Source organism: Parabacteroides sp. CH2-D42-20 (genome assembly GCF_003670185.1).
Classification (GTDB): Bacteria; Bacteroidota; Bacteroidia; order Bacteroidales; family Tannerellaceae; genus Parabacteroides; species Parabacteroides distasonis.
The window spans coordinates 1-22,500 of record NZ_RAYG01000004.1 but is presented as its reverse complement, the minus strand read 5'-3'; the positions used below and the strand labels follow the sequence as shown (position 1 = coordinate 22,500).

Below are 22,500 nucleotides of genomic sequence, written 5' to 3'. Positions count from 1 at the left end.
CGAGAAAGATATGAAAAAGTTAGCGATCTGTATAACGCTCATTGCCGCCATTTTAACGGGCTGTAACGGAGATGAGAAAGCAGCTCAGGCCCGTTTGGACAAGGCCCGGGCCATGTACGAGAATAACGAGTTTTTCGGGGCGAAGAACGAGATAGACAGTATCCGGGCGCTCTATCCCAAGGAAGTAAAGGTACTGAAGCAAGGATTAACGCTTATGCGCCAAGTAGAAGTAAAGGAGGCGGAGCGCAACATCGCTTTCTGCGACAGCTTACTCCCTATCAAGCTGGAGGAAGTAGAGGGATTGAAGAAAGGCTTCGCTTTCGAGAAGGATTCCGTTTACGAGGAAATCGGCAATTATATCTGGAAACAGCAGACGATCGAGCGCAACGTGCAACGTTGTTACGTACGTTGCGGCGTGAACGAGGAGGGCGAGATGTATCTGGCCAGCGTATATTACGGCGGACGCCCCATCGAGCATACGGGAATCAAGCTGAGCCTGAAAGACGGCCAATTCGCCGAGACCGCTTCCATCCCGTACGACGGCGGACTGAATTACCGCTTCAAGGATATGGGAAGCACCACGGAGGTAGTGACCTACAAGGGGGAGCACTGCGTCGATGCCGTCAAGTTCATCTACGATAACGAGAAAGAGCGGATCAAGGTGGAATACACAGGAGGCAAGCCTTACATTATATATATGGCGGACGCCGACAAGAAAGCGATCGTCAACACCTTCAACCTCGCCACCGTATTAAGCGATATCAAGAGCATGAACACCTTGAAAGAGAAATCAGAGAAGAAGATCGCTTATCTAAAGAATAAACTGGAGGAGTAGAATCCCTCCATACAAATGGCCTACCTATAAACAAAGCACCGGGACCCCTACCATACAGTAGGAATCCCGGCGTTAGTATACAGACTGATATCCACTATCAGTTATTCATCATTTAACGACGACCTTCTGGGCGGTCTCGCCATCAACGGAAACTACCACGATACCTTTCGATGCCGGCATCACGAAGTTATCTGAAGAAGCGATAGCGGAAGCGGTGGTCTGACCTAAGATGTTAGACAATGTAACCGTCTTGCCTGCCGCGTTCAAGACCGTAACGCTAGCCTCGCCAGCAATTACCGTGAAGCTGGCAACCTCTTCCAATTGTTCGTTGGAAACCGGAGTCGGAGCATTCTCGATCGTGAATGGAACGCCAACATTAGACATTACCACAACATTGTTTACCACACCTACATAAGGAGTCTTCAACTCGCCTGCGGCCACGGTGCGATTCAGCTCTTTCTGGTTCTCCAATAAGTAACCACCATCCTGAGTTGTCTTGAAGGCGAACAAAGCGTTGTTATCCAAAGACGGAACGATATTCGCTTTATCGCTGAAGCCTACACGGTAGTAAGTAGCGCCATTGCTAACGAATGTCTCGTTAGAATCCCGCAAGGATACCATATAGTAGCGAGGAGAAACAGCTTTGGTAGTTGTCTCCGGCGTATAGATCGATGTCGTGATGAAATACAACGGTTTACCAGCGATCACGGTATCGGCTTCTTGAACCCACAAAGAGAAGTTGTCAGTCTCATAAGTTGACTTCAAGATATCTTGGCCTTCGTTCTTCACTTCGGCAAAGAAATTCAGCGGATTCATCGTCAAGAACTTGCCATTCGTACCGAAACGTTTGTGAGAATCGTCGATAGAAGCGTACTCCGGAGCCTCTACAGCGACAAAGTCGAAGTAGTTAACCTTATCGGAAAGGATCAGGTTCGCCGTATTCACGTTCATAAAGACATATTGAGTGGTCGCGCCTACCCTTGTAGCCATCTGGTATTTGCCACCGGTCGTAGCCGTATTGAATACGAATTCCAACGGAGCGGTATAATCAGATAATTTCAACGGTCCACCATTCTCGCTGGCAACCAAATCATTGCTGAAACGTTCTTTCAACATATAAGTCGCATGATACAAGGTATCACCTAAAGCACGGGCACCTAAACCATCCGTTACATTCTGTACGGAATCTTGGCTAACCACGATACGAAGAGCGGCTGCGTTCGCTGCGTCACCAGATTTAATCATCAATACAGAATCTGAAGTAAACGCATACAGATCGTCTACGCCCGGAGTACCGGAGATTAAGTTCAATACATAACCATTATCGGCGAGTTCCTCCGCAGAGAAGTGACGAGTACCCAAGAACTTATCCTTTAAATCCACATTCGCTTGATATTCCACCGTAATAGAATCGGTGCTACCCCCAAATGTATAGGTATTGGCCATACCTTGAACGGCGAAGATCTCCTCGTTAGAAATAATAGTCGTATTCGTATTACGGTCTACAACCGAATACATTCCGTTGTTTTCCTTGATATACCATTGTCCCTTCGGTTGATAAATGGAAGGTTTGAAACCTGCCGCGGTTACCAACTTATCGGAAGCGGCACTCTTATCGTAAGCGACAGCGTATTGTCCGCCCTTATCGCCCTTGCTCGCGCTCTTCAAGAAGTATACGCCTGTACCTGTAGCGATCGTAGAAGGAGTTCCCTTCGTTACGGTAATAACAGGAGCGGCTCCTTGAGCAGGTTGAGTAGAGCCGGACTGCAAGTCAGATACGGTCAAGGCTTTCGTCTCGATTACGCTGGCATATACGACACGTACGTTCGGAACGGAGGTCATCGGACTTGCGTTCACGGTCGGAGCGGCAGCGGCGTACATAGCCAAAGCATCATTCTTCAAGTTGATCGTAAAATAGAATTTCTGGAAATCAGCGTTACCCAGTGTATGCAAGCCACTAGCGGCATAGGTGGAGTCAGCCGTAAACTTAGCCCCATATACACCGGTAGCACCGGCTATCACATTCTTCAATGTATCGACACCTAAGTATTTTGCTTTACCATCACTAAATACTTGGTCACCTTGGATCTGCAAGGTCACATATTTAGCGTTCGCAACAGCGCCTGTAGCGGGAGCCGCCGTATTCTTCGCTATCAAGTTCTTACCCTCGAAGATATTTCCTTGATAATTTCCTCCAAACGTCAATTGAAAGACTTGGAAACCATCCCCCAGCTCACTTGCGCTCAAATACATAGCGTCGCTAGGAGCCTCTACGGTAAATTTCGTAGAAGAGGCAGAAGAACCTAAACTCAAGTCTGTCCCAGCTACATCCAACGCCAAGATTTGATTGTTTCCGTAATAAGCCTGAATAGCGCTACCACCGGCAGCGTCAGAGAATGTCCACTGATTCACGCCCGATGTGATAACAGGTTTTGCCGTAGATGAAGCCGCAAACGACAAAACGGCCTGTGTCTTCTTGTTCTTGAATTGATACACAGGACCAGCAGGAGTCGTGCCCGCATTCGTGATTTGCCACAAGGCAGAATCAATAGCGGCTTTGGTAGCGTCTGACGCCAAAGTTTTAACAATTACTGAGTCGGCTTTCTCACCACTTAAAGACAAAACGGAAGAACCTGTCTTTAAATAATAATAGTTACCGGCTTTCCACTGAGCCTCCGGAACGGTCGTACTCGACTGAGCATTAGCCGAGAATACGCCCGCAACCATCAGGGCCGCAGCAATAAGAGTACATTTTTTGTCCATAATCAAATAGATTTTATTTATTAATCACAGTCTAAACAGGGGTTGTTTAGAAAAGGTTTTGAGGGGGTATGAGATTAACAATCAATTTAGCGTCTTATAACAAAAATCGTCCTATTCTCACGAACAGGACGACTATACTACTAAAAATGTAAACAGTGTATTTATATAGTAATATCATGAAACTATATATTTTGGAGAAAAACCGCTCCACCTTCACAGGCAAAACGGCTGGAAATCTAATCTACTCAATAAATATCTTCACAGGCTTACTCGAAATAAGCATGTTCTTTTACGACATGACCTCTGTCATCGAAATAAACCTTATATATCTTACCATTTCTGGAAAGTAATACTACCTTATACTTCACAAACGTGCTATTGTTTGACACCTCAACTGATTTCACCATACATCCCTCATAGGAAGTATTTACCGCATCACGCAATACTTGGGGCATATCAGTTACCTCGATCGGATAAAATTTATCCTGTGCCACTGTTTCCTTAGCGCTACCGACCATCCCGGCTTGCGCTTCTACATCAGGGGCAATAAATAAGCCACATAAAACGACAATAACCCCGTAAACAATCTTTTTCATACCTTAAAAACCTAAATACCTAAACATTTTTTCTCTTACATCATAAATTCGCACTATAGGGTGCAATCTCCGTGCCAAAACTCACCCTAAAAAACAACCAGAGAATAATAAGTTGTAAATCCGACAATTAACCCAAAGCGAAGAACCAATCATGTGGTTGCCAAAATGTGGAATAAACCGTGGAGCGTGGAAAATTTCCCCACGAAAGTGTGGAATCTCTACACATTACTATAAAAACGAGGCCCACCCTTAATCTATAAGGATGAGCCTTAAATCATTCTACTTAAATATAATCAAATAAAAATACTAAAGTAATAAAATAAAGTTCCGTAATATCGTATACACTCTGTGTCTAATCTCTAATTTGTGGTTCACAAAGATAAATCTTTTTGTTCAACCATCTATAAAATAATCGCACATCTAACGAAACTCAAAGATTTTTGAACAAAGAGATTCCTTTTAAGGACAAATCATAGATTATCACAAACTTCAATCCTTCGCTTGATGTACGGTAAGTTGCGGGAACGGGAAACCGATACCTACCTCATTGAAGGTCGCATAGATATTCTTGTTAATATCGAAATACACACCCCAATAGTCGGAACTGTTTACCCAAACACGTACCACCACGTTTACGCTGCTGTCCGCCAAGGCTGTCAAAGCAATAAACGGAGCGGCCGGCTCGGACAAGATGCGGGAATCCTTCGCTAATACAGACTCTATCACTTGCTTTACTTTCTCATAATCGCTGCCGTATTCCACGCCAAAAGTCCAGTCTACACGGCGAGTCGTCTGGTTACTGAAATTAGTCACAACGCCACTGCTCAAAGAGCCGTTCGGTATATAAATGACCTTATTATCAACCGTACCTAATACGGTATGGAACATCTGGACCTCTTTCACGGTACCGCCAACGCCCTGCGCCTCAATATAATCACCCACCTTATAAGGCTTGAAAAGAAGGATGATCAATCCACCGGCAAAGTTTGACAGGTTACCGCTCAATGCCATACCGACAGCGACACCGGCGGAAGCCAACAAGGCGGCAAACGACGTAGTTTGAACGCCTAACGCCCCTACGACTGAAATAATCAATAAAATGGTTAAACTGACATTCACCAAACTGCCGACAAAAGTCTTGACAGAAGGATCGATATCCCGTTTGCTCAATATCTTCCGAACCAGTTTATTAAGTAAGTTTATAACCAATCGTCCCACCAAGAAGACAATAAGGGCTTTAATAATCGTAAAACCCAATTGGGAGCCATGCTCAACCAAGGATCTGATAGCTTCCTCTAATTTAGAACTCGCTTCTACAGCTGCTAATAATACCATATCTCTTCTATTTTAATTAATCTATTAATTATATAACAATCTGATCTTCCAAAATATTATGAAATGTAGCAAAGGTATAAAGTTTTTTTAATCTGGTAAAACCATGAAATAATTACGTAGCTTTGCGATCAATCAAATAACACGTTAAATTCGACAGCATGAAAATCCTTGCGATACTCGCCGCCCTTTTCCTTTCAATAGGCTATGGCCACGCTCAGACATACGAGAAGTTTGTCGAGAAAAGTTTTGACTTCTTGGACAAGAACGACTTAGTCTCCGCCGAAGAGAGCCTACGAGCCGCCATGCGCCTTGAACCGGGCAACCCCAATAACTACGCCTTGCTCATGAATCTCGGGACGATACAGCGTAGACAAGGGAAACTGGAAGATGCCCTTCTCTCCTATACCGCCGCCCTAAGCCGTCATCCGAATAATGAGGCCATACTGGAAAATCGTGCCGGCTTATATACGGAAATGGGTGAGATCGAAAAAGCGATGAACGATTACAACGCCCTGCTAATCTTGAACCCCCATCATCAAGAGGCGTTATATTGCAGGGCGATGCTTCATTTGCAACATAAGAACTATCTGTTGGCCGAGCAGGATTTCGATAAGATATTAGAAGTAAACGAGAAATCCGTGAAAGGACGTCTGGGACACGCGATTCTCGAAAAGCTACGGGGGAATTACGATGAGAGCGAACGCATCTTTAATTACTTGATCAGCGAGATGCCCCGTGAATGGATCTTATACGAAGGCCGTGCCGATCTATACTTCATGATGGGCAAGAACGCCCGGGCTATGGCTGATATCAATCGTGTTTTCGTGGAAAGTACCCCGACAGCCGCTTTATATGTATTGCGAGGCAAAGTAAAACTCGCCCAATATGAGAAGGCATCGGCCGCCTTAGACTTCAAGAAAGCTGAGGATATGGGATATGATAAAACGACTATCGACGAGTTGATGAAGATGGCTCGTTAAGGCTGTTTTTATACGTATAGTGGCATCGGCTCACGCGAGTAGTGGCATTGGCCTACGTCACTACTTGCGTGAGCCGATGCCACTATACGTGTGAGCCTGCGCCACTACTGGTGCGAAATCGGCCTATTTATACTACTTTTCCGTGATATAATTGACAATCCAACTACCCACTTCTTTCGTTCCATATTTCGCTCCACCTTCCACTTGGATTTCCGGCGTACGGACATTCGCATCAAGGGAAGCGTCTACGGCTTCACGGATCAAGGCTCCCTCTTCTTTGAGGTCGAAATACTCGAATAACATCGCTACTGAAAGAATTTGCGCCAAGGGGTTCGCGATATTCAGCCCTTTCGCCTGCGGCCAAGAGCCATGGATCGGCTCGAAAACCGGTGTGCTCTCTCCGGTAGAAGCGGAAGGCAGCAAGCCCATAGAGCCGCTGATGCAAGAACCCTCGTCCGTCAAGATATCACCAAACGTATTCTCGGTTACCATTACATCGAAGAATTTCGGCTCTTGGATCATACGCATAGCGGCGTTGTCCACATACATATAGTCTGTCGTTACTTCCGGATAGCTAGGAGCCATCTCTTGAGCGATCTGGCGCCATAGACGGGAAGAGGCAAGTACGTTCGCCTTGTCAACAACCGTCAGGTGCTTATTCCGTTTCATCGCATACTCGAAGCCCACTTTCAAGATACGCTCGATTTCCGGGCGGGTATACATATTCGTATCGTATGCCTTATCGTTGTCTTGATATTTCTCACCGAAATACATACCACCGGTCAACTCACGGATACATAAGAAATCCGCGCCATCCACCAATTCGGCACGCAACGGCGATTTATGCAATAAGCATTTGAAGGTCTGCACCGGACGGATATTAGCGAACAGGCCCAACTTCTTACGCATCGCCAAAAGACCTTGTTCCGGGCGTACTTTCGCTGTCGGATCATTATCAAACTTAGGATCGCCCACGGCCGAAAAAAGAACAGCGTCGGCATCCTTACAAATCCGATAGGTCTCCTCCGGGAAAGGATCACCTACCTTATCGATCGCGTCAGCGCCACAAAGGGCATACTCATAGTGAACCTCATGTCCAAATTTCTCACAAACGGCACTCATTACCTCCACGCCTTGCACGGAAATCTCTGGTCCGATCCCGTCTCCGGGAAGTACTGCTATATTCAGTTTCATCGTAAATGTTTGTTATTATTCTCTGTTAAAATGTACATACTTAGGCTCCGTGGGGAAATACGTGTCATCATCCCACAGGGTACTTGTAATCATCAAGTCGGCGCTATAACGGTTACAAGCGATAGGTACGTTATGAACACGGCACTGGCGAAGCAACATCTGGATGTCGGCCTCGTGCGGTTGCGGATTCAAGTCGTCTATCAAAAAGACCGCCAAATCGATCTCCTTACGGACAACCATAGCGGCAATCTCAGCATCGCCTCCCATCGGACCGGAATGCATGCAAGCAATATCCGCGTTCACCCCTTTTTCCTCGAGAGCTTTACGAACCAAATTTCCGGTCGTACCCGTACAAACAATATGGTGGTGAGACAAGAACTCAGCGTTATGTACCGCCCATTCTACCATTTCCGCCTTACGATTGTCGTGCGCTACAAGCGCAATAGTCAACTTTTTCATACCCTTTACTTTTTTAATTATTAATCCTCTATCTTGTTCAGCATCTTCAATGTCGCCTTGATCGCCGCCTCGGTCTGATCAGCGTCCAGACCACGAGTCTTGAAATCGACCCCGGCATAATTCCAGCTGATGACCGTCTGCACGAACGCATCCGTACGTCCTCCCGGCGGGATGGATACCGAATAGTTCGTCAACATCGGGAACGGGCGGTTCAAACGGGAATAAATCCGGCGTAGGGCACGAACGAAAGCGTCGTATTGTCCATCACCGGAAGCCGATTCCTCGTAAGCCTCGCCATTGATCTCGATCTTTAAGGTAGCTACCGGTTTCAACCCTTGGGCCAAGGATAAGGAATAGTTCAAGATCCGTATTTTCTGATCCTCCAGCGCGTTATCATGATGAAGCACATCGCTGATAATATAAGGAAGATCCTCCGGGGTAACCATTTCTTTCTTATCGCCCAGCTCAATGATCCGCTCCGTAACCTTACGCATCGAGCCCTCATCCATGTCGATACCGAGCGCTTCCAGATTCTTACGGATATTCGCTTTTCCGGAGGTCTTGCCCAAAGCGTACTCGCGAACCCGTCCGAAACGTTCAGGAAGCAAGTCGTTGCAATACAGGTTATTCTTGCTATCACCGTCTGCGTGAACACCGGCGCACTGCGTAAACACATGCTCTCCGATAATCGGCTTATTGGGCGGGATATGCACCCCCGAATAGGTCTCGACCAAACGACTGGCCTTGTTTATCTTTTCCTCCCTCAAGTTCGTCTCCTCTCCCAACTGGTCCTTGATAACGGCAAGTACGCTGCTCAAGGGAGCGTTACCCGCACGCTCGCCCAAACCGTTCACGGTCGTATGGATTCCCTTGATACCCGCACGGATGGCGGAATATACATTCGCGACGGCAAGATCATAGTCGTTATGCGCATGGAAGTCAAACCGTAAATCAGGGTAACGGTCCACCATCATCTTGCAATACTCGTAGGTATTTCCGGGATTCAAGACTCCCAAGGTATCCGGGAGCATGAAACGGCGGATCGGAAGTCCTTTCAACGCATCGATTACCAAGAATACGTAATCCGGGGAATGCTTGATACCGTTCGACCAGTCCTCCAAATAGATATTCACGTCGATCTTCCGTTTCGCCGCTTCCAATACGACCGTACGAATATCGTCAACGTGTTGCTCGGGAGTCTTTCGAAGCTGTTCGGTGACATGCTTATAAGAGCCCTTGCAAAGCAAGTTCACGACACGGCAACCTGCGGATTCAATCCAGTCGAGAGAGACCGTACCATCCACGAAACCCAAGACCTCCAATTTGTCTAGGTTTCCGGAACGGGCGGCCCAAGCGGCTACACGCTTCACGGCCTCAAACTCTCCGTCCGACACACGGGCGGAGGCGATCTCCACCCGGTTCACGCCTAAGTCGCTCAGCAGCACTTGCGCTATGCTGAGCTTCTCGTGAGCGGCGAAGGAGACGCCCGAAGTTTGCTCCCCATCTCTGAGGGTTGTATCCATTATTTCTATCATAATCAGCGTGCTGCCTCGAAGGCTTCTATCTTTGATTTATTTGCCAGTAAATAGTCGATATCGTCCAATCCGTTGATCAGGCAATCCTTTTTATAGGCGTTGATCTCGAAATGCTCGCTTTTGCCCGTAGCCTTGTTCGTGATCGTTTGCTCCGGTAGATTTACCTCGACCTCAGTTTTCGGGTCCTTGTAAATCGAATCGAACAATTCAGCGAGGAACTCTTCAGTCACAACAACCGGCAGCACGAAGTTGTTCAACTCGTTGTTTTTATGGATATCGGCGAAGAAACTGGAGACCACGACACGGAAACCGTAATCGGCGATCGCCCAAGCCGCATGCTCACGGCTGGAACCGGAACCGAAGTTCTTTCCCGCTACCAATATCTTTCCGCTATACGTAGGATCGTTCAAGACGAACGATTCGATCTTATTACCTTCCTTATCATATCGCCAATCCCGGAATAAGTTCTCGCCGAACCCTTCCTTGGTAGTCGCTTTCAAAAAGCGGGCTGGGATAATCTGGTCGGTATCCACGTTCTCTAAAGGAAGAGGCACGCAAGTGCTTGTGATTATATTGAATTTTGTTTTCATCTTATGCTACTTTATTAGATTCGTCTTTACATCAGTTCTCTCGGATCCGTGATCTTACCGGTCACAGCGGCGGCGGCGGCCACAAGCGGCCCCGCCAAGATGGTGCGAGCACCCGGTCCTTGGCGACCCTCGAAATTACGGTTGGAAGTGGAGACTGCGTATTTACCCGCCGGAACCTTATCCTCATTCATCGCCAGACAAGCGGAACATCCCGGTTGACGAAGGACGAAGCCGGCCTCGGCCAAAACCTTGTCGATCCCCTCGGCACGAATCTCCCGTTCTACCTGCCAACTGCCGGGAACCAGCCAAACCGTTACATCATCCGCTTTCTTCTTTCCTTTCACCAAAGAGGCGAAAGCACGGAAATCCTCGATACGGCCATTCGTACAGCTACCTAAAAAGACATAATCCACTTTCTTACCCAACATAGACTCGCCTGCCTTGAAGCCCATATAATCCAAAGACTTCTTATAAGAGATACGGCCTGCCTCGGGCACGCTTTCTAAGGAGGGGATATCTTTGCTGATACTCATACCCATGCCCGGGTTCGTACCGTACGTAACCATCGGGTCGATATCCTCGGCGTGAAAAACGATCTCCTTATCGAACTTAGCGTCCGGATCACTATACAGCTGACGCCACTCGCTCACCTTCCGCTCCCATTCCTCGCCTCTTGGGGCGAACTCACGGTCTTTCAAATAATCGAAAGTAACATCGTCCGGAGCGATCATACCACCACGGGCACCCATCTCGATCGAAAGATTGCAGATCGTCAGACGTTCCTCCATGGTCGTATTACGGATCGCCTCGCCGGCGTACTCCACGAAATAGCCCGTAGCACCGCTGGTACTCATCTTACTAATAATGTATAAGGCAAAGTCCTTCGCCGTAACGCCCGGTTTACGTACACCATCGATCGTGATACGCATCGTTTTCGGCTTACGCTGCATGATACATTGGGTAGCCAAGGTCATCTCCACCTCGCTCGTACCGATACCGAAGGCGATAGCGCCCATGGCACCGTGCGTAGAAGTATGGGAGTCGCCACAAACGATCGTCATACCCGGCTGCGTCAAGCCTGTCTCCGGACCTACCACATGGATGATACCATTCTTCGGATGTTGAAGACCGTAATACGTCAAGCCGAAATACTTCGCATTCTCTTCCAAGGTATCCACTTGATTCTTGGATATAGGGTCCTCGATAGGCTTATCTTGGTTCAATGTCGGGATATTGTGGTCCGGCATACAAGTGATTTGCGCGGGACGGAAGGGCTTCAATCCACGTGCACGTAATCCGGCGAAAGCCTGCGGGCTAGTCACCTCATGACAATACAGACGGTCGATATACAATTGTATGGTTCCGTCGGGCAACGTGTCCACCACGTGTTTGTCCCAGATTTTCTCAAATAATGTCTTGCTCATTGTCTTGTCTATTTTTAGTCTACTATAAACTTATTGATGGCGTCCACGAAAGCCTCCACCGAAGCGGCGATAATATCGGTATTCGCGGAGAACCCATAATAGGTAGCCCCATTATACTCTACCTGCATATGTACCTTACCCGTATCATCGCTACCTTTATTAATGGCTTGAATCAAGAATTCCTGAATCGTCATGTCACTATTACTAATGGCTTTTTTCACCGCCTTGATACCCGCATCAACCGGACCGTTACCAGCCGCGGCCTCGTATTTTCTTACTCCCGACAAATTTAAACAAATACTTGCGACTGATTGTACTCCAACGCCACTAGTTACCTGTAAATATTCCAATTTAATACGGTGGGTGGCCGTACGATCCTTTCCGACCAACATCAAAACATCATCATCATTAATATCTTTCTTACGATCGGCCAGTTTCAAGAACTCATCATACACCTTGTCCAATTTCTCCTGCTCCAGATCCACACCTAAAACATGCAAGCGATGCTTCAACGCCGCACGACCGCTACGAGCAGTCAATACGATCGCATTATCATCGATACCCACATCCTTCGGATCGATGATCTCGTAGGTTTGCGCATTCTTCAAAACGCCATCTTGGTGGATACCGGAGGAGTGAGCGAACGCGTTACGTCCGACAATAGCTTTATTCGGTTGTACCGGCATATTCATCAAGCTAGAAACCATACGGCTCGTACTATAGATCTTATTCGTCGTGATATTGGTGATGATATCACGTTCTTTATGGCTCTTGAAAACCATGGCGACTTCTTCCAATGACGTGTTACCCGCACGCTCACCGATACCGTTTACGGTTACCTCCACCTGACGGGCTCCGTTCAACACGCCTTGTACGGTATTCGCGGTAGCCATGCCCAAGTCATTATGGCAATGAGTGGAAAGAATAGCGTTATGTACGCCATCCACATGTTCCATCAGATACTTAATCTTCGCCCCGTACTCATCCGGCAAGCAATATCCTGTCGTATCCGGGATATTCACTACGGTAGCCCCGGCCTTGATCACGGCCTCCACGACACGGGCCAGATATTCATTATCCGTACGCCCGGCATCCTCACAGTAGAATTCTACGTCCTCCACGTACTTTTTAGCGTATTTCGTGGCGGCGATCGCACGCTCTATAATCTCCTCTCTCGTTGAGTTAAACTTGTATTTGATATGAGAATCAGAAGTACCGATACCCGTATGAATACGTCCTCGCTTAGCGAATTTCAACGCCTCGGCTGCCACGTCGATATCTTTCTCCACCGCACGGGTCAAGGCACAGATGGTCGGCCAAGTCACGGCCTTTGAGATCTCAACCACACTCTTAAAATCCCCGGGACTGGAGACAGGGAAACCAGCCTCGATCACATCAACACCTAGCTGTTCCAATGCCTTAGCTACTTGAATCTTTTCCACTGTATTCAACTGGCATCCCGGAACCTGTTCACCATCACGTAAGGTGGTGTCGAAAATAAATAATCTGTCTGACATAATCTTATATTCTTAATTTACTAATATCCTATACTAACTAAAAAAGCCTCTCTCACAAGGAAGTGAGAAAGGCTCTTTCATCTATCGTAATGCTCGCAAAGCATACAGTCTCACTTCCTATCCCGTTCCCAGAGTAGAATAATGTTTAGAGAAATAATGAGACTATTTTGCAAGTTGCGTGTCATTGTTCTTGTCTTTATTGTTTTTGTTTCAACGTTGCAAAGATACGGCCTTTTTTGATACCACCAAATATAATTCGAAGTTTTTATCCATTATTTATTACAAACTATAAGCCAAACAACCATATGCCTTACGAAATAACACTGCCCATCGTTAGGTTGTTACGATGGGCAGTATAAAATGTTTACAATGCCCATTGTAGTCATATTACGATGGGCATCGAGGATATCAATGAACTACGATCTTCTTCACGAACACCTCGCTGGCGGCCTCGCAACGAACAAAGTAGACTCCCGCATGGCTTACGGGTATCATCACCTCGCCCGCTACCGTTTCCTTATAAACGATAATACCGGCCACATCAATCACCGTCAGCGTAACCGACTTAGGCATATTCGCTAAAATAGAAAGATTCGCGGCATACAAAACAGCGTCTTCCTCAATGGATTCTACGCCAGTCGGCGTGTCCGGCCCTTCTGGATTCTCCGGATCAACCGGATCAACCGGAGTCACCGGATTCTCGGGATCCGTAGAGGAGGAAACAGAGGAAACAACCGTTACTTTCACCTGAGAACTCTGCGGCTTATAGTTCGGATCAGTCGGCGTGAAGATCACTTCTTTGTCGCCCCCGGCCGTCATCACGACTTCCGGATCATTCCAAGCGAACGTTCCGGCAACGATACCGGCGTGGCCACCTTGTAAGACAGACTCTGCCAACGCATGCCCGGACAAGATAGCGGATGCGGTAGGCCATACCACCTTTGCGTCAGCCTGCTCAATTGTGTATTCAAAGGTCTTCTCATACGCTTGATAGACATCATCCTCTAGACGGTATACACGGACGTAATACGTACCGGCATTTTTCAAGATAGCCGGTTGTGTACATGCTCGATCGAAGAAGAAGGTGATCTGGCACTGCTCGTTACCCTCACCCGTTACAGATACAGTCTGCGCCACACCATTGTAAGCGGAGATGTTTCTCGCCAAGGCGAAAGAGGCCTCGGGCTTGCCGACAAATTCGGGCGTGAGACCTGTCGCATCGGCAGTCACCTTGTATTCTCTCGGGTTCTCCATATTACCATCAGCCCACTTAGAGAATTTATACCCCGCAGCAGGCACGGCCTCCAATAGTACCGTTACCCCTTCGGGAACAGACACCACGCCATTCTCTGCCACATACGGCATACCGCCGTTGGTGATGCGTACATAGCCGTTTGGCTCTCCACCCGAACGCAAGACAGATGCACCAAAGTTCAATGGCTTCGCCGGTTTCGTTGAATGGTAATAAACCGTACCTTCGTAGTTCTTCTTAGCAGAAGTACTCTTAGGAGAAATCACATATTTTGTCACATCGGCATCAGGATAGGACGGGTCAATCTCTACTTCCACCTCATCCCTGCCTGGACGTGTCTTCAAGCCCTCGGCACCGTCAAGTACCTGTGTCACCGCAATTTTAGACTTCTTGATGACCAAGCCATCCTCATAGGTCTCGTTGAACTCTTTGTACAGGCCATCCTCATCACGATGCAACAAGACGGTATAATGATCCGCATCGATCGCCTTCTTGGTCACATTCTCTTCCGAGTCCTTATATAATACCTCGAACGAGAAGCCCGCATAGGTTTGGGAAGCGAAAGGCACGAAATTACGAGACACACCATTGTAGTAATATTCTTGGTAAGGCCACATGATATATTCCTTCTTGATCGCCACCCGATGATCGAATACGGCCGTTACTGTCAAATCGCCGGTCACAGTCAAGACCTCATTCTGGGCAACTTCCTTACCATTCGCCAAGATCGTAAGCAAGCGTGCTCCGTCTTGTCCCTCGACATCTAGGATACGTACCTCCGTGCCATACGGCTGCTCGCCTACCTTATCCAAGGTGATCTTGCCGGCGGCAGTCGTCTCACCCGGGTTGCTGCTCACGGCAGAAGCGGCCACCTTATACTTTTTCTCCGTGAAAGAGGCGGTTGCCGTGATATCACCATTCACGGTATACAGATCGTCCGTACCACCCGATACGTTCGACAAGGCCACGTTACCCTCCAACTGATACCCGGCGTCCGGAAGCGCGATCACCCGTACCTTCGAGTTTTTCCGCACGGTAGAGCCGGAAGCGATCGGCGATCCGTCTTCCTTATATAATAAGATAGAGCCGTGAGCCGTCTGCCGGATGTTGACAAGTGCCATCTCCACGGGTTTCGCCTCGAACGCAGCCCGGATCTCCAAGGCTTTCGTTAGCGTAACCTTATCCCCCTTGAGCGAGTCGCCATTTATAGTCAATTCCTTCAACTGAGCGTTCATGTCGGGAGTCGCGAGGATCTGCAAGACCGTCCCCTGCTGTAGGGAAACGCCGTTGGTCACCTCATTCCCTTCTGCCGTAACCGACAGGCTACCATTTCCTTCCACAGCGATTGACAACGTGTGCATAATCGGTGAGAAGTTGGCGGTGTAAGTCTTGTCTGTATCTACCATGACAGCGATAGAATCACCAGTGGTCAACGTCTCGCTCGAGCCTGTCACCGACCAACCGTCAAACTGATAGTTAGGCAGCGGGATCGCTTTCAAAGAGACAGTCTGTCCTTCTACATATTTATTATCCTCCGTCTTACCCAACACATTCACCACACCACCGGTAGACGCCACGGCGGTAATCGTATAAGTCTTGGTTACCGCTACCGGCACGGAAACCGATGCCGTAGCATAATAAGAGGAATTATCAGGATAAAAAGTAACAGAATATGCTTTTTCACCAGCCGGAACCACGATACTTCCATCCGTCCAAGCGAACTTACCGACTACGGTATAACCTTCATCCGTAACGCTACCGCCAGACAGCAAGGAAGCGGAAAGTAATTGTCCTTCCTTGATCGAGGTGGCCTCAGGCGCAATGATTCCACTCGTCGCAATCGCCTTCTTGCTGGTCAAACTCATGACATAGACCTTCTCGAAAGCGTTATAATCCTCATCACCCGCATAGGAGAGTTTTACATACAGAATGCCCTCTTTCGTGCGATCAGCGTCAGTAGCCGCTTCCGTACAAGCATCGTCCGTGTAGTAAGCGACCGTCAATTCCTTGCCTTCCGGTACGGTCGTATAGCTTAGCTCGGCGGGGTTTCCGTTCAGATCCGCCATCACCTTTTCCAAGCCCGATACGTTCACCACCAAATCTGCCTTCTCTTTATACGATTTCAAGGTAGCGGTCATATCCGGTACCGTTTGTCCCTCGGACTTCTTATTGGACAAGAGACCGTTCTTAGCCGTGAAAGTACCCATTTTAAAAGAAGCGGCCAATTCCACGGGAAGGTAAAGCAGGCCTCCCTCCGGGGTTTTCATTTCCGTGTTCTTCGGGCTATAGACTACGCAACGGTAGCTGCCATTCTCCTGTTTCCACGTAAGCGCATGGTCGATCGCGACATCGCCCAAAATAGGCGCACCATCCGGCAAGACCCCTTCCGGCAAGGTGAAATCCACTTGGAAAGAAGAGAAACCAAAGGAATTACCATACACGCCCAAGACAAGCGTGTCCTTGCTACCCGCGGCGTTCAAGTCCGTCTTCTTCAACATCCACTGGGCGGCGGTAGCCGTTCCCGCTGATAACAGCAGGAAGAGGGCTACGAATAATTGTTTTATATGATTTACGTTCATAACTTACTTAATGATTAAGATGTTAGTATTACTTGCCTTCACGCCTCGACCGGCTTTCGCTGTCAAGCGATAGTAGTAGACACCGGCCGGAAGCGTAAGCGCGGCGGTATGCCGGTTCTCGCCTACCTCGCCGGGCAGACCGTTCAATACTGCGGCCAAAGCTCCGTTGGCAGAGAATACATGGATCGTCACTGCGTCGGCCGGCTCAGCCAGTTGATAGCGGAAAGTCGTGCTGCCGCGGAACGGGTTCGGGTAGTTGGACACGGCATCCAAGCGCTCGATCGCCTCTATCGGGGCGTTGGAAGTCACGATCGCATCTCCCGCAGACTTCAAGCTATTCGCCTTCGCGTCGGAGAAGGACGCGCCCACCAAGGTAACGCCCGCCGGCATACGTAAGATACGGGTCTTGCCCGAAGGAATCGTCCGTCCGTCCAAGCTATAGCCGATCACACGCAACGTGTCGCCATTCCGGTGAGAGGCTTGCAAGAACTTGGCGGCCTCACCCACGAGCGGAAGTTCCTCGGTAGTGCCTACCAGTTCCAAGTAGATACCGGCTACCGGCACCTGGCTGGAGATGGTCAGGAAGTTGTCCGTATCCAGTTCCACCAACACGGGAGCCTCGGTCTCGGCACGTAGCATGCCGGCCTTGGTAACAGGCTGGTCGCGGATGATGTTGACGATACCGACCACATCGGCGATCTCTACATTATTATCATAGTTCACGTCCGCCTCGGCCCATCCGAAGTTTGTTATCATATTAGCCGAGTCTCTCAAGATGTAGCTTACGGTAGCCGTCACGTCTTGCACGTTCACCTGCTTGTCGAGGTTCGCATCACCGTCGCAAGTATAAACCCAAGCACGATACTGAACCGTCCAGCCGGGGAACAATGGGTTGGTTACATTACCGGCGATTTGATAATTCGGGGTCAAGTCCTCCGTAATCGTATAGCGGCTGTCGGTATGGTCGATCGTGTCATTGCCAAATACCCAAGTGAAGCGAGAGGCAGATGTTCCTACCATCTTTTGTGAGGAAAGATCGATTGTCTCCCCATAAGCCACGAAACCTCCCGGGCGAACCTCGCCTACCGGCAACCTGACAACACCGAAGGCGGCTTCCATTTGTCGCGGGTTCTCCACGTTGGTGAACTCCAAGCCCGAACCATCGGCATTGAAAGACATCAAGGCCGGGAAGTTCGCTAAGTCGATCCGGGTAGTGGACATAGGCAAGCCATATGCGGTTAATTGAGCGGCAAGGTCCGGAGTGCCGTTCTCTACCCCGTCAAGCATCGTCCAATTCAAGAACAGTTCCTTTAAGTTCTTGTTGTTAGACAAGTCGAGAGCCGTCAAGCCCGTATTGGATACGTCCAAATACTCCAACGACGGATATTCGGATACGATCAAGGATTTCAAGGAATAGTTACCACCCAGCATCAAGGAACGCAATACCGTATTGTTCTTCGGCAAGAACAATTTTTCCACTCGATTGCCAGCCAACGACAGGACTTCCAATTTATCCAACGCCAAGAGATCTACCTCCTTTGCAAAGCTGTTGCCCATCTGATATAAATATAATTCCGTCAATCGGCGCGGGTTCTCCTTGTTCCAAACAGCTTGCGCATTTGATGAGTTCTCATTCGTCTGCCATGCGCCGCTGTTCCACCACTCGGTCAACGCCTTGTTGTTGGAAGCGTCCACGATACGGGCCAAGGTAACCACGTCGCTCTCAGCGAATACTTGCGGTACGGAGGTCTCGACGTGGATGTATGAGGTCTTGACCTGCCAGCCATTTCTGTAATTAATCTCCGTGATCTCACAGAACTTCGTGTTCATCATCTTGCAATAATAATTGCCATATCCTTCCTCCTTGCTATCCAGCACGAATACGCCCGGACGACCCGGTACCGGCTTCAAAGCCTCTTTCTCTTCTATACCGTACTTGCCGTTCACCCAAAGGAATACGGTCTCCACGCCATCGATCACGGCCTCGGATGAAAGGTCGATCGTATCGCCGTTCATGAATAAATCAGGATCATGCGGATGAGAGGGAGAGGTAAGCTGATAACGACTCAATCCATTATACCGAACATTCTGCCGGTAATTCTTCAAGGTGGAATACCTCAAGCCGGAACGGTTATCATAACCAACCTCCAACCTTGTCAAATTCGGATATTGAGCCATATCCAAGCTCTCCACATTACTTGGCACGCCTAATGTAAGTAAATGCCTCGCCTCCTCAGAGGAAGGAAGGGCATACTCCGTACTTTGTAAATACAAATGACGGATGTTAGCGGGTAAGTTCTTCAAAAGATCGGAGAACTGGTCTGTATGCGGCAAGGCTAAGTATTCCAATCGTGTAGCGTTATCAAAGCCTTGCAACTTCAAGTTCGGACAATATTCGATCTCCAACCGGTTCAATTGCTTGAAAGAAGAGATATCCAGCAAGGCAAGCGGCGAGTGCTCCAAATAGAGCTCCGTCAACTTTGTACAACCACTCAAATTGACCGTACTCAGCTTCGAATTCTGATAGCTACCCTCGCCAATAGAGTTTGTACCAAAGCGGAAATATTGCAGATCAGGACAATTAGAAAGATCCAAAGAAGCCAGATTCTTGCTGTATACGTGCAAATGCTCCAGTTTCGTATTCTTCGAGAGATCCAGCTTCTCGATATTCATGAAACGCTCGCACTCGAAATACTTCAATTCAGTAAAGGCGCTTAAGTCGAGGGAAGAGATCGTATCTTTCGAGTTCCAATCCAATTGGATACGTAGATGCGTCAATCGGCCAAGCTCCTCCGCACTCCAGTCCGTACAAACCGCATCCCCATACGTATTCCAATTCTCATGTTCCCAGCCCTTGCTGTCCACGAACTCTTGCAACTGGGTGACGTTCGGATTGTCGGCGGCCAGTTTCTTCAAGGCGGCGATGTCAACCGGAGAGTAATCATCCGATCTGCGGGCTACCTTGATCTCGGGCGTACGCATATACCAATCGTAATACGTAGTGTTACGGATCTCGCAGAGGTAATATTCGCCCGGCGTTCCCTTAAAGATAAAAGCACCTTCCTTGCCGGATACGGCTTCCATCGTGGCTTCCGTCCTGCTATAAGGCTCCCGAACCACACGATACCATTGATACGTAGACTTCACGCCATTCACCTCAGCGTAAGCGGAAAGGTCGATCTCCGTACCGGAGGTGACGTATGAATTATAATCGTCTACCGGAGTACCGGCCATAATTTTCGTAAAACCTTGCACGTTAAAATTATCAGGCAATGGATCTGGGAATTTCACAGTAGACCATGTGAGGGAATCGTTGCCATCCAAATACAAATACCTCAATTTCGTCAGCGCAGATACATCCAAAGACTTCAATCGAGTACCATTCAAAGAGACGCTTTCCAGCCCGGTCAAAGCCGACAAGTCCAAGGAAGAAACAGTATGTGTCCTATAATCCTTAATAAAGAAACTACTCACTTGAGCAGGAAGTTTCGTATTCCAACGGACTCCCACATTATAACCATCACCCTGCATCCGATCCTTCAGATACTCCTTGTTAGCGATGAAGTTCCGCAAGTCATTACTCAAAGGATTGGCCTCGGCGATCGCTTTCAAGGCGGCGATATCCTCAGCAGAGTACTCAATAGGGATGATAAACGAGGCTTGATCTGCAAAAGTCACATTGTTTCCATCCTTATCACATATATGTATTTCATAATTTCCACCACACACATCCGTCGCATGGGCTGTCAACGTATATTGCGAAGCGGAGAAAGAAGGAACACTCAAATAATACCTATTGCCAGACTCTTTCCGTAAGTTTTCCCCAGAAAGGCTCAAATTTTCGTACGACCCTATCAAATAGATCATAATCTGCACAGGTTGCCCTTGCAGGAATCCAGCCTTCGATACATTAATCGTAAAGGGAATATCAGTATTTAATTCGCCGGATATACGATCCGGTCTGCTAATCTCCGGCCTATCGCTAGAATTCATATACCGTACCGTATGCAAGGTAGTAGCCAAAGGAGCGGTCGCCATATCCATCGATGCGTACACGCTCACGGTATACTCCACATCGCACACCTTTGAACTAGTCAGCCTCAAGTTAATATTAGCGGACACCACATCATCCGGTATCCAACATCCACCGTCCACCAAATCAAGCATAGATTCCGCATCATTCGCCCAAATAGCAAACCTTACCCCATTAGGATTCGCCTTGTCCGCCAACTGCACCCGGACTGCCATGCCTTCCGTGAAGCCGGACACAAAAAAATGAGAGTAGTCGGTCGTTTCATTTGAATCATAAATAAATCCATAGGAAACAGGATCAGGAGTATTTCCAAACCGTACCTCCCCATCCGTCTGCCCCCACGCCAAGCCCTGCCCCGGCAAGGCGGCGTACAAGCACAAGATCATCGCCACCAGCGACAACCTCAAACTGAATCTTCGTAAAGATGTCTTCATAAACATAAAGATTTAAATAAATGTATTCTATCACGCTTAGAACGCAGGGATAGGTCGTCCGGCACGTTCGTACCGAACGACATTCCCGCACATAATCAGGTTACGATATTCTCGTCAAGCACATCCACCTAGAGGTGTACTCCGGCGGGAACACGCCGCACAAACGCCCGGGATCAGACCTCGTCCGGGCTCTCCGAATCTCCACTGCCCTGCTCCGGATCGGTGGTCTTCGCATTGGCCGGCAACTCCATCCAGAAGATGTTGTCGCTGATCAAGGAGCGTACCATGTTCCGTCCGCTACCACTCCTACGAGCCTCGGGGATGAAGCGCACGCGCACGCCGGTAATCTGGGAGGCGTTCACGTCCTTCTCCTCCTTCACGCCCTGCTTGGAGGCGTTGGCGGTGTAGTAGAACGTACCCAACCCATCGATCTTCACCGTACGACCTTGCGCCATGTAGTCTGCCAGTACCCCCGCCATGTCTTTCAACACGGCGTAGGTGTCGGCACGGCTCACGGTGGAGATCTGCGACAGGCGGTCGGCGATCTCGTCCGTAGTGACTGGTTTGCCAGCCGTTACAGACATGGGATACCAAAGCCCGTTGACCTTTTGCTGATACTTCTTATAAAATGCCATAATGTCATTTTTACAGTTTACGGCAGCTCATGGGGAGAGACAAAAATGAGGGCCGCCACCCGACATGGTCGGAGTCGTCACCAGACACTGCCTAGTGACGACTCCGACCACGTTCGGTGACGACCCTTCCAAAACCATCTTTCCCGGACGGGAATCGCCCTTCCGGAAGACTGCCAAAATATCTTATACCGGGATTCCCTCGCCATTCCCGGCTTAGCGTGTCGTATTGTGTCCGGATGACCTTTCCGGGGTATGGATTGCCATAAACACAACGATCCCGCACGCAGAGGAAATCCTCCGCACACGGGATCGCATATTCCGTATATCTAAAATTTAAAT

At 48.5% G+C, this 22,500-nt stretch carries 15 protein-coding genes; 2 read left to right on the top strand and 13 right to left on the bottom strand.

Translation table 11 applies throughout. The annotated features are described in order from the left end of the window. Window positions 1–10 precede the first annotated feature (10 nt). Entirely contained in the window at window positions 11–835 is an 825-nt protein-coding gene (locus D7V92_RS03460) for a hypothetical protein (RefSeq protein WP_011966674.1), read from the top strand. Between the two features lie 108 nt (window positions 836–943). On the opposite strand, the gene D7V92_RS03455 is transcribed toward D7V92_RS03460, so the two are convergent. The 3 genes from D7V92_RS03455 to D7V92_RS03445 form a co-directional block, all read right to left on the bottom strand. Continuing rightward, entirely contained in the window at window positions 944–3,598 is a 2,655-nt protein-coding gene (locus tag D7V92_RS03455) for a DUF6383 domain-containing protein (RefSeq protein ID WP_044545365.1), read from the bottom strand. A 266-nt stretch (window positions 3,599–3,864) separates the two neighbouring features. Beyond that, window positions 3,865–4,194, bottom strand: a complete 330-nt coding sequence (locus tag D7V92_RS03450) for a hypothetical protein (protein ID WP_121772278.1) — start codon at window positions 4,192–4,194, stop codon at window positions 3,865–3,867. A gap of 489 nt (window positions 4,195–4,683) precedes the next feature. Then, entirely contained in the window at window positions 4,684–5,529 is an 846-nt protein-coding gene (locus D7V92_RS03445) for a mechanosensitive ion channel family protein (protein WP_005854480.1), read from the bottom strand. A 158-nt stretch (window positions 5,530–5,687) separates the two neighbouring features. Here D7V92_RS03445 and D7V92_RS03440 point away from each other — a divergent pair, with 158 nt between their 5' ends. After that, the gene (locus D7V92_RS03440; protein ID WP_008773516.1) at window positions 5,688–6,509 is read left to right on the top strand and encodes a tetratricopeptide repeat protein; all 822 of its coding nucleotides are present in this window, start codon (window positions 5,688–5,690) and stop codon (window positions 6,507–6,509) included. A 132-nt stretch (window positions 6,510–6,641) separates the two neighbouring features. Here D7V92_RS03440 and leuB read toward each other — a convergent pair whose 3' ends face one another. From leuB to D7V92_RS22380, 10 genes are all read right to left on the bottom strand, one after another. Further along, a complete protein-coding gene (gene leuB, locus D7V92_RS03435; protein ID WP_036613247.1) occupies window positions 6,642–7,703 on the bottom strand; it encodes a 3-isopropylmalate dehydrogenase in 1,062 nt (353 codons plus the stop codon). Window positions 7,704–7,718: 15 nt separating this feature from the next. Further along, complete coding sequence (locus D7V92_RS03430; protein ID WP_005854477.1) at window positions 7,719–8,162, bottom strand: methylglyoxal synthase; 444 nt, start codon at window positions 8,160–8,162, stop codon at window positions 7,719–7,721. Between the two features lie 20 nt (window positions 8,163–8,182). Continuing rightward, window positions 8,183–9,697, bottom strand: coding sequence for an alpha-isopropylmalate synthase regulatory domain-containing protein (locus D7V92_RS03425; protein ID WP_008773518.1), 1,515 nt, complete (start codon window positions 9,695–9,697; stop codon window positions 8,183–8,185). A gap of 2 nt (window positions 9,698–9,699) precedes the next feature. Continuing rightward, window positions 9,700–10,287: a 3-isopropylmalate dehydratase small subunit gene (gene leuD / locus D7V92_RS03420; RefSeq protein WP_005854475.1), complete on the bottom strand. Its 588-nt coding sequence runs from the start codon at window positions 10,285–10,287 to the stop codon at window positions 9,700–9,702. Between the two features lie 26 nt (window positions 10,288–10,313). Further along, complete coding sequence (gene leuC / locus D7V92_RS03415; protein WP_005864399.1) at window positions 10,314–11,711, bottom strand: 3-isopropylmalate dehydratase large subunit; 1,398 nt, start codon at window positions 11,709–11,711, stop codon at window positions 10,314–10,316. Between the two features lie 14 nt (window positions 11,712–11,725). Continuing rightward, window positions 11,726–13,228: a 2-isopropylmalate synthase gene (locus D7V92_RS03410; RefSeq protein WP_048927576.1), complete on the bottom strand. Its 1,503-nt coding sequence runs from the start codon at window positions 13,226–13,228 to the stop codon at window positions 11,726–11,728. Window positions 13,229–13,636: 408 nt separating this feature from the next. Further along, complete coding sequence (locus D7V92_RS03405) at window positions 13,637–17,059, bottom strand: T9SS type A sorting domain-containing protein (protein WP_121772277.1); 3,423 nt, start codon at window positions 17,057–17,059, stop codon at window positions 13,637–13,639. Window positions 17,060–17,062: 3 nt separating this feature from the next. After that, entirely contained in the window at window positions 17,063–21,526 is a 4,464-nt protein-coding gene (locus D7V92_RS03400; RefSeq protein ID WP_121772323.1) for a T9SS type A sorting domain-containing protein, read from the bottom strand. 173 nt (window positions 21,527–21,699) lie between these two features. Further along, window positions 21,700–22,161, bottom strand: a complete 462-nt coding sequence (locus D7V92_RS03395; RefSeq protein ID WP_121772276.1) for an HU family DNA-binding protein — start codon at window positions 22,159–22,161, stop codon at window positions 21,700–21,702. Window positions 22,162–22,252: 91 nt separating this feature from the next. Then, window positions 22,253–22,500, bottom strand: a 248-nt coding sequence (locus D7V92_RS22380; protein ID WP_233572782.1) for a hypothetical protein, incomplete at its 5' end; no start/stop codon positions are given.